Raw genomic sequence first — 13,293 nt, 5'->3', positions numbered from 1 at the left:
GGCCCTGGGGCCGCGCGGCTTCCCTTCAATCTCTCCTACGCCCGGAGCCCTCAAGACCAGGGCGGCGATACGTACACCTCCACAGGATAGACATCGGGTAGTCCCGCCAGGGCCCCGCGCCCGTCGCTTTCCCGTTGAATGGCCGACTTTGGCACCGTAACGCACCGCAGCGGAACCCCGGCGCCCTCGGCCACGGCCTGGGCAAACGGGACCGCGTCCCGCACAAGGGCCACGGTGGTCTCCCCCTGCAGGTGGGAGTTGCCAACCACGGCCGTCACCGGCACCGAGGCCCTCGCCTCGATCTCGCGCAGCACCGCCACGGCCTCGGCGGCCTTGCGGGTCAGGTTGCGATAGGCGTTGGCCACGTAAAGCACCTCCCCGGGGCCGGCCGCCAGGGCCGCAGCGAACCGGGCCAGGGCCGTGGCGCCCACATCATCGCCGCCGGCGTCCACGATGACCACGGGCCGCGGGGCCGCGAGACGCTCGCCGCCGTCGCTGGCCCGCTGCCAGGCGTAGGCGGCCTGGATGGCGGGCACCACCTCGCCGGTGAGCGACGGCACGTCCAAGGACGTGCCGGCCCGGGCGAACACCGGGGCGATGAGCCGCACTCCGCGCCCTTCCAGAAGCTCGGCGTACTCGCTCGAGCGGAAATAGGGGTTCACCACGTCCATGTCGGCCAGGGTGACCGCGCAGCCGGCCGCGGCGGCGTCCAGAGCCAGGTTCAGGGCGAAGGTGGTCTTGCCCGCCCCGTAGTGCCCCACCACCACCGTGACCGGTGCCAGGTCGAAGGGCATGGCCGCGCCCGCGGCCGCGGGGTCGGACGGGGCGCCCATCAGATCAGCCCCTCGGGGGTCTTCTCCGACGCGCGGTGGGTCTGGTCGGCCTCGCGGATAGCGGCGCGGCGGATCTTCCCGTTCACGGTGCGGGGCAGATCGTCCACGTACTCGATGATGCGCGGGTACTTGTAGGGGGCCGTCTGGCGCTTCACCCACTTCTGCAGCTCCTGGGTCAGGGCGTCGGAGCCCTTCCATCCGTCGGCCAGCACCACGGTGGCCTTCACCGCGAAGCCGCGCACCGGGTCGGGCACGCCGGTGACGGCGCACTCGCGCACGGCCTCGTGCTCCAGAAGCACGCTCTCGATCTCGAAGGGGCCGATGCGGTACCCGCTCGACTTGATGACGTCGTCGTTGCGACCCACGTACCAGTAGTTGCCCTCCTCGTCGCGCCAGGCGGTATCGCCGGTGTGGTACCAGGTGCCGTCCATGGCCTCGGCGGTCTTTTCGGGGTTGCGGTAGTATTCCATCATGATGCCCGCCGGATGCGGATCCACATGGATGCAGATCTCGCCGGTCTCGCCGGTGTCGCACTCGGTGCCGTCGCCGCGCAGGATGGCCATCTGGTACAGGGGCACGGGCTTGCCCATGGAGCCGGGCCGCGGCGTGGAGTTCGTCAGGTTCGCCACGGTGAGCGGCGTCTCGGTCTGGCCGAAGCCCTCATAGATGGTCAGCCCCGTGTGCTCGCGCCAGAAGTCGAACAGATCGGGGTTCAGCGCCTCGCCAGCCGTGGTGGAGTACTCCAGGCTGGACAGGTCGAAAGCGTCCATATCCACTTCGGTCATGAGCCGGTACATGGTGGGCGGGCAGCACAGGGTGGTCACCCCGAAGCGGCCGATGAGCCCCAGGATGTCGGCGGCATCGAAGCGGTCGAAGTCGTAGGTGAGCACGGCGGCCTCCATGAGCCACTGGCCGAAGAACTTGCCCCATACGGCCTTGCCCCAGCCGGTGTCGGCGATGGTGAAGTGCAGGCCCTCGGGGTTCACGTTGTGCCAGTGCTTGGCCGTGATGAGGTGGGCCACGGCGTAGCCGGAATTATGCAGCACCATCTTGGGGTTGCCCGTGGTGCCGCTGGAGAAGTACATGAGCATGGGATCGGCCGCGGCCGTCTCGCGCCGGGCGAAGTCGGCGCTGGCGGCGCGTACCTCGCTGTTGAAGTCGCGCCAGCCTTCGCGGGCCGCAGGTGCCGCGCAGATGCCCTCAGGGCCCGAGAGGGCCGGGCCGGCGGGCTCGTTTTCGGGCAGCGCCCAGCTTCCATCGGCGTTCTGGGGCGTCAGCCCCGCGCCGGCAGGGTTCACCAGAATGAGCGATTCCACGCTGGGGCACTCGGCGACCACGGCGTCAACCACATCGGCGATGTCGCCGGCGCTCGTGCACACCACGGCCTTGATATCGGCCCCGTTCAAACGGTAGGTCAGATCGTGCTCCTTCAGCATGAAGGTGGCGGGCACCGCCACGGCCCCCAGCTTTTCCAGAGCCAGCATGGTGAACCAGAACTGGTAGTGGCGCCGCAAGATGACCATGACGAAGTCGCCCCGCCCGATGCCGCATTCCGCGAAGAAGTTGGCCGTCTTGTCGGACCAGTGCTTCATATCGGCGAAGGTGAAGACGTGCTCCTCCCCTTCCGGGTTGCACCACACCATGGCGGTGCGGTCGGGATCGTGCTCGGCGATGTCGTCCACCACATCGTAGGCGAAGTTGAAGTCGGCGGGCACGTCCACGTCGAACTGGGTGAGCAGGCCGTTCTCGTCATAGGCCTCGGTGATGTAGCGTTCGTTGATATTGCGCATGATAGTTCCTCAGGTGAAGTCGGGGGCGAAAAGATCAGGGGCGACTCCGCGGCAAGGGCCCTTGCGGCCGGGCTGCGGAGTCGCGGCGCCCGAAGGTGCCTCTCATGGAGTCGGGCGACGCCAGGGCCGCGGAGTGCACCGCGGCGAGCCGGGCCGCCTAGATAATCTTCTCGTCGCCGGGCTTCATCACGATGGCGAGAAACACACAGGGCGCGCCTCCGGTGGCCACCATGCCGTGGCCGCGGCCGGAGTCGTACATGACCACGTCGCCGGGGTTCAGAATCTCCTCGTGGTCCTCGTAGGCGAAGCGCATCTGGCCGGAGATGATGAAGTCGAGCTCCTGGCCCTCGTGGCGCGACAGATGCACCGGCACGTTCTGCTGCTCTTCCAGATACGGCGCCGTCACCACGAAGGGCTCGGCCAGCTTGTGGCGGAAGTGCGGTGCCTTGTGCAGGTACTCGAAGCCCGCGCGGCGCTTGATGGAAAGGCCAGTGCCGGCGCGGGTGAGCGAATAGCCCGTCAGATGGGGGTTCTCGCCGGTGAGCAGCTCGATGACGTCCACGCCGAACTTCTCGGCGCACTTGTACAGGAAGGTGAAGGAGAGATCCTCCTCGCCCGCTTCCTGGGCAGCGTACTCGGCCACACTGCGGCCCGTGGCCTCGGCCATCTCCTGCATGGTGAGGTCCATGTCCTCGCGCAGAGCGCGGATGCGCCCCGCCACCTCTTTGATGTTCGGCTCCACGACCTGCGACCTCCTTTTCCGGACATAGGGAATGATGTGGCTTGCTATTGTACTGACACCGAGACGGTCAACGTTTCAAATCCGTTAAAACATCGGTGACCAACCCCATAGTTTTTGCCGCCAACCCGCCATCGCCCCAATGGTTGGCCGCGAGCGAAAGGCCCCTGAAGGGCCCCGCGCCATAGGCGCCGTCGAAAAGCAAGGGCAACCACTCCGCAGGGCTCCCGGATGTCCCAGGCGAAAACCGCGCCGCCGACCGTCCGCACGCAGAACGAGCAACCGCCGCGCAGCCCTCTGAGGCTCCTTCTCCAACCCAATCGCGAATGCCGCTGCCCGATCCGGGAGGCACTGCTCTGGCCAGGAGGGCCCTCCGGCCAGGGCGAAGCGCCTCCACCCTGGCCTGAGAGAGGGGGCCCTGCGGTCGGGCGGGGTGCCGCTGCCCTAACTCGGGGGTAGAAAATGCGACAAATCAACCGATTGGGCGACATCACATGCCGCGAAATGTCGCCCAATCGTCTTATTTGTCGCACATAGGCTTACTTCGATCCGTCAAATGTCGCCCGATTGGTTAATTTGTCGCATTTTCCGCTTTTCATCTTGGAAGAGAAGCCGCCGAGAAGCCGGGAGCTCCCGGTGGAACCGCATCGCAAAGGCGGCCACCCTTCGGGGTGGCCGCCTTGAGACCGTAGCTGAGAAATCCTCAGGCCTTCTTCCTCAGAAGGGCCAAGAAGTGGGCGTCGGGACCGCCGGGCTCCAGGGGGATGGAGAAGAAGGGGCGCTCGACGCCGAGCTCGGGGTTCTCGTAGGGAATCACCTCGAAGGCGGAGCCGGGCTCCGTGGCGAGGAACTGATCCACGGCGTCGGCGTTCTCCTCATGGGTGATGGTGCAGGTGGCGTAGGCCAGGATGCCGCCGGGAGCCACGTGGGCCGCGGCGCTGGCGAGTAGGTGCGCATCCAGGTCGGCCGACTCGTCGATGGTCTCGGGTCGCAGGCGCCAGCGGATGTCGGCGTGGCGGCGCAGGGTGCCCAGGCCGGAGCAGGGCGCGTCAATGAACACACGGTCGAAGGTGCGCTCGCCCACCAGCGCGTCCAGGTCGGTGGCATCGCCGATGATGGGCTCGGTCACCGTGACGCCGTACAGCTCGGCGCGCTCCTGGAGGAGCCGGGTCTTGAAGGCGTGCACGTCCACGGTCACGTAGTCGCTGATCTGCCTGCCGAAGCGGCGGTAGGCGCAGCTCTGGTCGAGAATGGTCTTCGTGGCGCGGCCGGCCCCGATCTCCAGGAAGGAAGCGGGGGCCTCATCGCCCACCACGAGGCTCGCCACGGCCTGGGACGTGGCGTCGGAGACGAGCAGCAGCCCCTGGCTGAACATGCGGCGCACGCGCCCGTCGAGCAGGGGCACACCGGATGACACCCGGTAACAGCCGGGAACGGGGCGGCCGGCCACCGTCACCGGGGTCGGATCGCCGTGGGCCGCGGCCAGCACGGAGACCACCTCGTCCTCAGAGGCCTTCACGGCGTTGACCGAGACGAACACCGGAGCGGGCTCGTTGGAGGCCACCATGAAGTCGCGGGCACCCTCGGGACCCAGCTCGGCGATGAGCCGCTCGGCGAGCCATACGGGGAACCCGTGGAGGCGGGCGTAGGCGGCGATGTCGGTGCGCGGGTCGCCGAAGGGGAAATGCTCCTTGGCCCGCACCACGCGGCGCAGCACGGCGTTGGCCAGGCCGCCGGCCCGCGGGGCCACCGTCTTCACGAGCTCCACGCCCTGGTCCACAGCCGCGTGCGGGCTCTTCTGCAGGAAGATGATCTCGTAGGCCGAAAGGGCCAGGGCGTCGCGCACGGCCGGAGCGGCATCATCGGGCGAGTCCATGCAACCGTCGATGACGTCTTCCAGGGTGCCGCGGGTGCTCGTCACGCCCAGCACAAGGCGCGTGGCGAAGGCGCGGTCCTCCCGAGACAGCCTCGATTTGTCAATGGTCTTGGCGATGATATCCTGGGCGAAGGCATCGCGCTCCCGCAGCTGATGCAGGGCCGAGAGAGCCAGCTCCCGGGCCGAGGTGGCATGGTGGCTGTTCGGCCGCTTGGCCCGAGCGCCGTCGTCGCGGCGCGGGGGCCGGCCGTCCCGCGGGCGATCGCCGCGGCCGCCGAAGTCGCGTCCGCGACCCCGGTCGCGCCCATCACCCTGATCGGGGGCGGCCATGAGCTTGCCATCCACGAACACCTCGCGCGGATGACCACTGCCGCGGCTGTCGCGCCGTGGGCCGCGGGGCTGATCGTCCCGAGGGTGGAAGTCCTTGCGGGGCCCGCGATCATCGCGAGGGCCGCTCTCACGGCGGTCCGAGAAGTCTCGGCGCGGCCCGCGCGGGCCGTCGCCGCGATCACGGAAGTCCTTGCGGGGCTCGCGGAAATCCCGGCGCTCGTCGCCATCGCCCTGGGAGCGGTCGCCCTCGCCGCGCTTCCGCTCGAAGGACTTGCCGCCGCGAGGCCCGCGGTCGTCCTTGCGGTACCCCCCGGACTTGCCGCCCTGGTATCCACCAGGCTTGCCGCCCTTGCGGAAGCCGCCGGGTTTCCCATTACGGCCGCCCTGGCCGTCCCGGGATCCGAAATCCTTGCGCGGACCGCGGTCGTCACGGGAGCGGTCGCCTCCACGACCCCCATGGTCCTCGCGCGGGCCGCGGTCGTCGCGGCCCCGATAGCCGTTGCCGCCCGGGCCGCCAGAGCGGGCCCCGCGATGGCCGTCCGAGGACGGCCGGTCGGAAGAGCGGCGCTGATTCTGAGAGTGATTGTCGTTATGCACGGGACCAAGTTCCTTCCTCGCCCCGCAGTGCGGGGACGCCGGCGGCGAAAGCGCGCGCCTCCATGGCGCGCTTCCCGTCCGGTTTCACTTCGATTACTTCCAGGATGCCCTCGATGCAGCCGAGGTACAGGCGCTTGTCGGCGAGCATGGCCTGGCCGGGGACCAGGGCAACCGGGGCGTCGTCGGCCACCCGGGCGCGTAGCACCGTGGCCGCCCGCGCCCCCAGAATGCAGCGGGCCGGATGGGCCGCGCTCGAAGCCCGCACGCGGCGATCGTTCGTCACGGCGTCCTCGGCAGGATCAAGGTTCAGCTCCCCCTTCGCGATCTTCTCCGCGTAGGTGACTGCGGCCTCGTCCTGGGCCACCCAGGCCACGCGCCCGGCCTCCACCTGGGTCAGCGCCGCCAGAAGCGCGCTCGCCCCCAGATCGGCCAGGTCGGCCGTGAGGCTTTCCGTCGTGGCCCCAGCCGCGGGAATGGAGCGGCACACGCAGTAGTCGCCGGTGTCGAGCCCCTCCTCCATGGCCATGATGCACACGCCCACCTCCTCATCGCCGGCCAGGATGGCCCGCTCGATGGGGGCCGCCCCGCGCCAGCGAGGCAGAAGGGAACCGTGGACGTTCAGACAGCCGTGGGCCGGGATGGCCAGCACCTCCGGCGGCAGGATGGCCCCGTAGGCGGCCACGCAGATGACGTCGGGGGCAAGCGCGGCCAGGGCCGCCTGCTCGGAGGCGTCCCGCAGAGTGCGGGGGGTGCGCACGGGAATGCCGGCGGTCAGGGCCACCTCCTTCACGGGAGAGGCCACCGGCGCACTGCCCCGGCCGCGCACGGCATCGGGACGGGTGTAGACGGCCACCACCTCATGGTGGGGAATGAGCTGCTCCAGGATGGCGGCGGCGAAGGTCGGCGTGCCCATGTAGACGACGCGCACCCTACTTCACCTCGATGTCGGTGTCGCCGGGTCGCGCGCCGGCGGCCTTGGCCTCGTCGTAGGCCCGCAGCGCCTCGATGCGGGTCACCGGATCGCAGCTCTCGAAGAGGGTGCGGCCGTTCAAGTGATCGATCTCGTGCTGCAGGCAGCGACCGAGCAGGCCGTCGCCCTCGATCTCCCACAGCTCGCCGTCCAGATCGTAGTACTGCACGCGCGCCCAGGGCTGACGCTTCACCGGCACGGTGACGCCGGGGCACGACAGGCAGCCCTCGCCGCCCTCCTCCGGTTCGCCGGCGAGCTCCACGATCTCGGGGTTTACGAGCACGATGGGGTTCTTCTCCCCCTTCTCGCCGTCCCAGTCCACATCGATGACAACAAGGCGCTTGGTAATGCCCACCTGGGGCGCGGCGATACCGCAGCCGTAGTTCTTGTACATGGCGTGGGCCATCTGCTTGGAGAGGCGCTTGAGGGATTTGTCGGACAAATCGCACGGCTCGCACACGGTGGCGAGCAGCGGATCGGGGGCGATGACGATGGGCAGCACAGCAGTTCCTTTTCTCTTCCGCGCGGCGGGCCGAGCAATGCCGGCCCGCCGCGCGGGCATGGGTTAACTAACTTATTGTGAACCTCCGCGCCTGCGCCGTCCAGAGCGCCCGCGAAATCTACGGAAGCCGAGGAACGCCCGACGGCGCCCTAGGGAGCCGAGGGCAGGGTGCGGTGGGCGAGCCGTCGGGCTGCCACGTCCATCTGCAACGTGGTGACCGCGGCGTGGAGCAGCTCGGCCTCCTCGGCTGACACCCCGGCGTTCAGCTGGGCCGTGAGCGAGCCGATGGCCTCCTCGGCATCGTCCAGGGCCAGCTCCTCAGCCAGATAGGCCCCCACGGCCGCCGGCTCCCCCGCCTGGCTGGTGCCGCCCGTGAGCACGCGGCCCGCATGGGGCGTGGCCACTGTGGCCCGGGCCACCACATCGGCCGGAGAGGCGGCGGGGTTCTCGGCCAAGGTGGCCAGGATGGATTCGGCCAGCACCCGGTGCACGTCCTCCCGCCACTGGATCTGGGCCAGAGCGTCGGCGTGGGCGAGCCCCACGAGAGGGTTCTGGGCCGCCAGGCTCAGGAACTCCCTCTCGAAGCGCAAGCGGTTGAGCTCGGCCCGGGAGAGCGCCCGGCGCGGAGCGGCCGAGGGCGGCGTCCCCGCGGCGGCGCCGGGGCCGCCCTCGCGCTCGGCGCCGCGGGACGGCTCCAGGGCTGCCAGCAAGTTCAGCACGTCGCTCTCCTCGATGCCGAGGCGGCCGTGGGCCCGCAGCGTCGACCAGATGCGCACGGCGTAGTCCTTGGCCACGAGCGACTCCTTGATGGGGGCCAGAAGCCCCAGGCACTCCCGAAGGGCCCGGTCCCGCTCGGCCGGCGCGTCCAAGTTGAACCCGGCCAGGCGCCGCTCGATGCCGTACTCCAACAGGGGCATGGCGTCGTCGAGCAGCGCCCGCAGGGCATCGGCGCCCCGGGCCTGCACGAACTCCGCCGGATCCAAATTGTCCGGCAGCGTCACGGCCACGAGCTCCACCTGGGAGCGCCCCGCCTCGGGCGTCATGGACCTGTCGATGAACGCCAGGGCCCGATCGGCGGCCTTTTGCCCGGCGGCATCGCCGTCGAACAGGTAGACGATGCGCTTGGAGGCGTGGCGCGAGAGCACCCGGATGTGGCGCATGGTCAGCGCGGTGCCCAGGGTGGCCACCACATTGGCGATGCCGGCCTCGGACAGGGCGATGACGTCAGTGTAGCCCTCCACCACGATGGCGGTGCCCGTGGCGGTCATGGCCCCCTTGGCGTGGTCGAGGCCGTAGAGCACCTGGGACTTGTGGAACAGGGGCGTCTCCCCGGAGTTCAGGTACTTCGGCTCGCCGGAGCCGATAACGCGGCCCCCGAAGGCGATGCAGTCGCCGGCCACATCGAAGATGGGGAACATCACCCGATTGTAGAAGCGGTCGCGCAGCTGCCCGCCCCGCTCCACCGCCACGTTGGCGGCCACCAGGTCCTCCCCCGTAAAGCCCAGCGACGACAGGTGGCGCACCAGGGCGCCGCGACCCGGGGCGAAGCCGAGGCACCAGGTGTCGGGCACCTTGCCTCCAAAGCCTCGGCCGCCCAGGTAGGCCCGGGCCGCGTCGGCCTCGGGGCCGCGTCCGCGCATGAGCTGGGTGTGGTAGAACTCCGCCGTACGGGCGCACACCTCCTTCAGGCGCGCCTTGCGGCTCGCCGGAATGGAGCCGCGGCCGCCCGTCTCCACGATGTCGATGTGGGCCCGCTCGGCCAGGCGGCGCACGGCCTCGGGGAAGCTCAGATCCTCGGTCTTCATGATGAAGGAGAACACGTCGCCCCCCTCGCCGCAGCCGAAGCAGTGCCACAACTGGGTGGATGGGTCGATCTTGAACGAGGGGGTCTTCTCCTGGTGCAGGGGACAGCAGCACCAGAAGTCGCGGCCGCGCTGCTTCACGGGCACCCGCTCCCCGATGACGGCCACCACGTCGCTGGCGTCGCGCACCTTCTGAATGTCCTCGTCGCTAATGCCCGCCACGGCCCGCCCTTCCCGTTTCTCGGGGACGCCCGCGCCGAGGCCCTGCCGGGCCCCGCGCGCACCGTCCCGCTGCTCTTTTTCCTGTGAAGTATAGCACCGTCGCCGCAAACAAATGTTTCAGAGCCTACAATAGGCCGAAATCAGCGACGAGAAAGCGAGCGACCGTGACAGCGACGAATGCCACTCCCTATCTGACCCTGGACCCCCTTGTGGAAGCGGCCATCCGCGAGGACCGCGCCACCGGGGCGGTATCCCCCTGGCGCTTCCCCGACGAGGCAGTGGTGCGCCGACGCGACCTCCCCCACGATGCCGCAACCCTCACCCGCCCCGCCTTCGTGCGCGACATCGAGAAGGTGCTGAACATCCCGGCCTACAACCGCTACGCCGACAAGACCCAGGTGTTCTCGTTCACCGAGAACGACGAGATCAGCCGCCGCGGGCTCCACGTGCAGCTCGTGAGCCGCATCGCCCGGGGCATCGGCGGCCTGCTCGGCCTGAACTGCGACCTCATCGAGGCCATCGCGCTCGGCCACGATGTGGGCCACACCCCCTTCGGCCACGCCGGCGAGCGCTTCCTCTCGGCCTGCTACCACCGCCGCACCGGGCGCTACTTCAACCACAACGTCCACTCGGTGCGGGTGCTCGATGCCCTGTACCGCCGCAACGTCTCCCTCCAGACCCTGGACGGCGTGCTCTGTCACAACGGCGAGTTCGCCCAGCAGCGCCTTGTCCGCGGCACCTGCGGCTCTTTCGCCGACCTGGACGCCCTCGTGGAGGCCTGCAACGCCGACGAGACGGTCATCAAGACCCTGCGCCCCTCCACCCTGGAGGGCTGCGTGGTGCGCGTGTCGGACATGATCGCCTACATCGGCAAGGACCGCCAGGACGCCCTGGCCATGGGGGTCATCGATTCCGCAGACGTCTTCGACTCCGACGTCATCGGCACCACCAACGCCAAGATCATCAACAACCTCACCGTGGACATCGTGAACAACTCCTATGGCCGCGGCGAGATCGCCATGAGCGAGGAGGTCTTCGCTGACCTGAAGCGGGCGAAGCGGCAGAACTACGAGGTCATCTATTTGAAAGAGGGCATGGTGGACGACACCGAGAACCTCGTGGAGGAGATGTTCGAGGAGATGTACGACCGACTTATGGCCGACCTGACGGCCGGGCGCGAGGATTCTCCCATCTTCCGCCACCACGCGGCGCGCCTGGCCGCCACCTCCCGTTCCATCGTGGCCGAGGAGTACCTGGCCGGCGAGGCCAACCAGATCGTCGCGGACTACATGGCGAGCATGACCGACAGCTACTTCATGGCCATCTACGAGCACCTCTTCCCGCAAAGCCCCCGCACCATCCGGACCCGCGGCTACTGCGCCGATCTCGTTTGAGACTGACGGTTATTTTTCAAACCCCACATCCACCCGATGGCAGGTGGGGTTGTCGGCGGCGGCGGTGGCCAGGGCATCGCAGCGCTCGTTCTCGGCGTGGCCCGCATGGCCCTTCACCCACACGAACTTCACGGTATGGGGTTCCTTGGCCGCCAGCAGTCGCTTCCACAGGTCCACGTTCTTCACGGGCTGTTTGCTCGCGTTCTTCCAGCCCCGCTTGAGCCAGCCGGCCACCCAGTTCTGGTTGAAGGCGTTCACGAGGTACTGGGAGTCGGAGTACACCGTCACGGTGCAGGGACGGCGCAGGGCCTCCAGGCCCACGATGCAGCCGAGCAGCTCCATGCGGTTGTTGGTGGTGCAGGAGAAACCCTCGGAGAACTCCTTCTCGTGCACGGCTCCCGAGGGGGCCCGGTAGCGCAGGATGGTGCCGTAGCCGCCCGGACCCGGATTGCCGCGGGAGCTTCCATCGGAATACAAGGTTACGTCCATGACGTCCTTTCCCTCTCGCGCCGCGCGGCGACCGTCGCCCACGCGGCCAGCCTCGGCGAACTCGTTGAAGCTGAAACCCGTCTGATCGGCCATGGCTACAGCTCTCCTTCCGTGCGCTCGCCCAGATCGATGAGCTCCTGGCGGGTGTGCACGCCGCACTTGGCATAGATGCGGCGCAGGTGGGTGTCCACGGTGTTCTTCGAGATGAAGAATTCCCCGGCGATGCGCTCGGCCGTGCGGCCCCGCAGGGCGAGAGGCAATATCTCCGCCTCGCGCTTGGACAGCTTGGCGGAGGCGGCGATGCGGGCGCAGGCCTCGCCGAAGCGGTCGCTCTTGGACACCACCACTGACAGGGCCGCCAGATCGCGGTCGGTGAACAGGAACAGATAGGCATAGAGCGCCGCCACCCCGGCTAGCGTGACCAGGACCGGCGCCGAGCCCGCCCCGCCGAAGGCCGCCAGGGCCCCGGCACCGGCCAGCACACCGAGGATCTCGCCGGCGAACAGGGCCGCGAAGCCCCGGGCGATGGAGGCGGTGGCATCGCGGCCGGCGATGCGCCCCATGATGAGGAACAGCGACACGAGCACCGAGAACACGCCGAGGTACCCTGCCAGCACCACGGCCACGCCGGCCACGCCCACGCGCTCCAGAAGCGGCACGGCAATGAAGCCGCCCACCATGAGCAGCACAGCCAAGCGGTAGGCACCGCCGAGCGGGCCCGTTTCCTGGCTAGATCCGGTCGGCAGCACCGCACGGGTGCCGAGCGACAGCGGGCGGCCGCCGTAGAGCTGCAGAGCCGCCACGCAGTAGAGCACGAACAGGACGAAGGTGACGGAGAGCGAGGTGTGGGAGGCCGCCTGGGCCCGGGCCGTCATGGCCTCGATGGCACCGGTGGCCAGGCCGAACACCACGGTGCCCGCCAGGATGCGGCCCGACAGCTTCGAGGCGTCGTCATCAGGGGCATCGGAAGCGCTCGGGGCCGAAGCGGCAGCGGCGGCGCCTTCCCCGCCCGCTCCCCCATCTGCAGCGCCGCCGTCGGCCGTGGCCGCCAGGGCCCGCAGCCCCCAGGCGCTCCCCAGGGGCAGGGCGTACAGCAAAAGCGCGGCCTCGGCCACAGGCAGCGCCACCACCAAAAAGCAGACGGCCGCCCCCAAAGCGCTGCCGATGAACACCTCGGGCACCGATCGGTCGATGGGCACCGCCCCCAGGGCACGGCCCCACAGGCACAGCAGCAGCGCCAGGGGCACCCCCACGAGCAGACCCTCCATCAGGGCGAATCCGACCCACGGCGCCTCGGGCAGCAACGCTCGCAGCGCCACGAGGGCCAAGAGGGCCAGCACGAGCGGGGCGGCAAACAGATTCGCGAGCCCGTCGCCGGCCCGCAACAGCGCCGAGCGGCACCGGCGGTGCAGCATGAGGGCGAACGTGGCTGCCATCACGGCGAGCAGGCAGAGCAGGTCGGCGCGATCGGCCAAAAACCCGTGCTCGGGCCCGGCTACCGAGCCGTCCAGATACAGCATTGTGAAGAGGAAGGCCTGGTTGCAGCCGAAGCCGATGATGGCGCATCGCGCCTGCCGCAGCTGCGGCGGTGCCGGATAGCCCACGAGCCCCCCTCTCAACCGTCGTTCATTACCAGCCATCCATTGTACCCCATAACGAAGCGAAGCGGCGCTTGCCAAAAGGCAGACGCCGCTTCGCTTGGGAGGGAGGGTTGAACGCCCCGCGCCCGAGAGCAACAGGGTCGGTTCA

The 13,293-nt window shown here is 69.1% G+C and carries 10 protein-coding genes; 1 reads left to right on the top strand and 9 read right to left on the bottom strand.

Annotation, left to right across the window (positions count from 1 at the left end; all coding sequences use genetic code 11):
- Positions 1-50: 50 nt before the first annotated feature.
- The 7 genes from F8D48_RS04015 to dnaG all read right to left on the bottom strand — a co-directional run bounded on the left by F8D48_RS04015 (position 51) and on the right by dnaG (position 9,661).
- The gene (locus F8D48_RS04015; protein ID WP_240806214.1) at positions 51-833 is read right to left on the bottom strand and encodes a ParA family protein; all 783 of its coding nucleotides are present in this window, start codon (positions 831-833) and stop codon (positions 51-53) included.
- Entirely contained in the window at positions 833-2,623 is a 1,791-nt protein-coding gene (locus tag F8D48_RS04010) for an AMP-binding protein (protein ID WP_151430056.1), read from the bottom strand. The genes F8D48_RS04015 and F8D48_RS04010 overlap by 1 nt, the downstream gene beginning before the upstream one ends.
- Positions 2,624-2,780: 157 nt before the next feature.
- A complete protein-coding gene (locus tag F8D48_RS04005) occupies positions 2,781-3,365 on the bottom strand; it encodes a helix-turn-helix domain-containing protein (RefSeq protein WP_151430055.1) in 585 nt (194 codons plus the stop codon).
- 700 nt (positions 3,366-4,065) lie between these two features.
- A complete protein-coding gene (locus tag F8D48_RS04000; protein WP_151430054.1) occupies positions 4,066-6,165 on the bottom strand; it encodes a transcription antitermination factor NusB in 2,100 nt (699 codons plus the stop codon).
- Positions 6,158-7,093: a methionyl-tRNA formyltransferase gene (gene fmt, locus F8D48_RS03995; protein WP_151430053.1), complete on the bottom strand. Its 936-nt coding sequence runs from the start codon at positions 7,091-7,093 to the stop codon at positions 6,158-6,160. Before fmt ends, F8D48_RS04000 begins: the two co-directional genes overlap by 8 nt.
- 1 nt (position 7,094) lies before the next feature.
- Positions 7,095-7,637, bottom strand: a complete 543-nt coding sequence (gene def, locus F8D48_RS03990; RefSeq protein ID WP_240806213.1) for a peptide deformylase — start codon at positions 7,635-7,637, stop codon at positions 7,095-7,097.
- Positions 7,638-7,786: 149 nt separating this feature from the next.
- On the bottom strand, positions 7,787-9,661 hold the full coding sequence (gene dnaG / locus F8D48_RS03985; RefSeq protein WP_151430052.1) for a DNA primase: 1,875 nt from the start codon (positions 9,659-9,661) through the stop codon (positions 7,787-7,789).
- Positions 9,662-9,825: 164 nt separating this feature from the next.
- Between dnaG and F8D48_RS03980 the strand changes: the two genes are divergently transcribed.
- Positions 9,826-11,055, top strand: coding sequence for a deoxyguanosinetriphosphate triphosphohydrolase family protein (locus tag F8D48_RS03980; protein WP_151430051.1), 1,230 nt, complete (start codon positions 9,826-9,828; stop codon positions 11,053-11,055).
- 9 nt (positions 11,056-11,064) lie between these two features.
- On the opposite strand, the gene rnhA is transcribed toward F8D48_RS03980, so the two are convergent.
- Both rnhA and F8D48_RS03970 read right to left on the bottom strand, forming a co-directional pair.
- Complete coding sequence (gene rnhA, locus F8D48_RS03975) at positions 11,065-11,544, bottom strand: ribonuclease HI (RefSeq protein ID WP_151430084.1); 480 nt, start codon at positions 11,542-11,544, stop codon at positions 11,065-11,067.
- 95 nt (positions 11,545-11,639) lie between these two features.
- The gene (locus tag F8D48_RS03970) at positions 11,640-13,148 is read right to left on the bottom strand and encodes a helix-turn-helix transcriptional regulator (protein ID WP_240806212.1); all 1,509 of its coding nucleotides are present in this window, start codon (positions 13,146-13,148) and stop codon (positions 11,640-11,642) included.
- Positions 13,149-13,293 lie beyond the last annotated feature (145 nt).

Origin of the sequence: Adlercreutzia muris (assembly GCF_008831045.1) — a bacterium.
GTDB classification, from domain to species: domain Bacteria; phylum Actinomycetota; class Coriobacteriia; order Coriobacteriales; family Eggerthellaceae; genus Adlercreutzia; species Adlercreutzia muris.
The sequence above is the reverse complement of the archived record's forward strand: the minus strand, read 5'-3'. Positions and strand labels throughout refer to the sequence as shown.

Excerpts from the sequence above, each read along its gene's own strand:
- F8D48_RS04015 (WP_240806214.1), bottom strand. The coding sequence starts at position 833 with ATGGGCGCCCCGTCCGACCCCGCGGCCGCGGGCGCGGCCATGCCCTTC.
- F8D48_RS04010 (WP_151430056.1), bottom strand. The coding sequence starts at position 2,623 with ATGCGCAATATCAACGAACGCTACATCACCGAGGCCTATGACGAGAAC.
- rnhA (WP_151430084.1), bottom strand. The coding sequence starts at position 11,544 with ATGGACGTAACCTTGTATTCCGATGGAAGCTCCCGCGGCAATCCGGGT.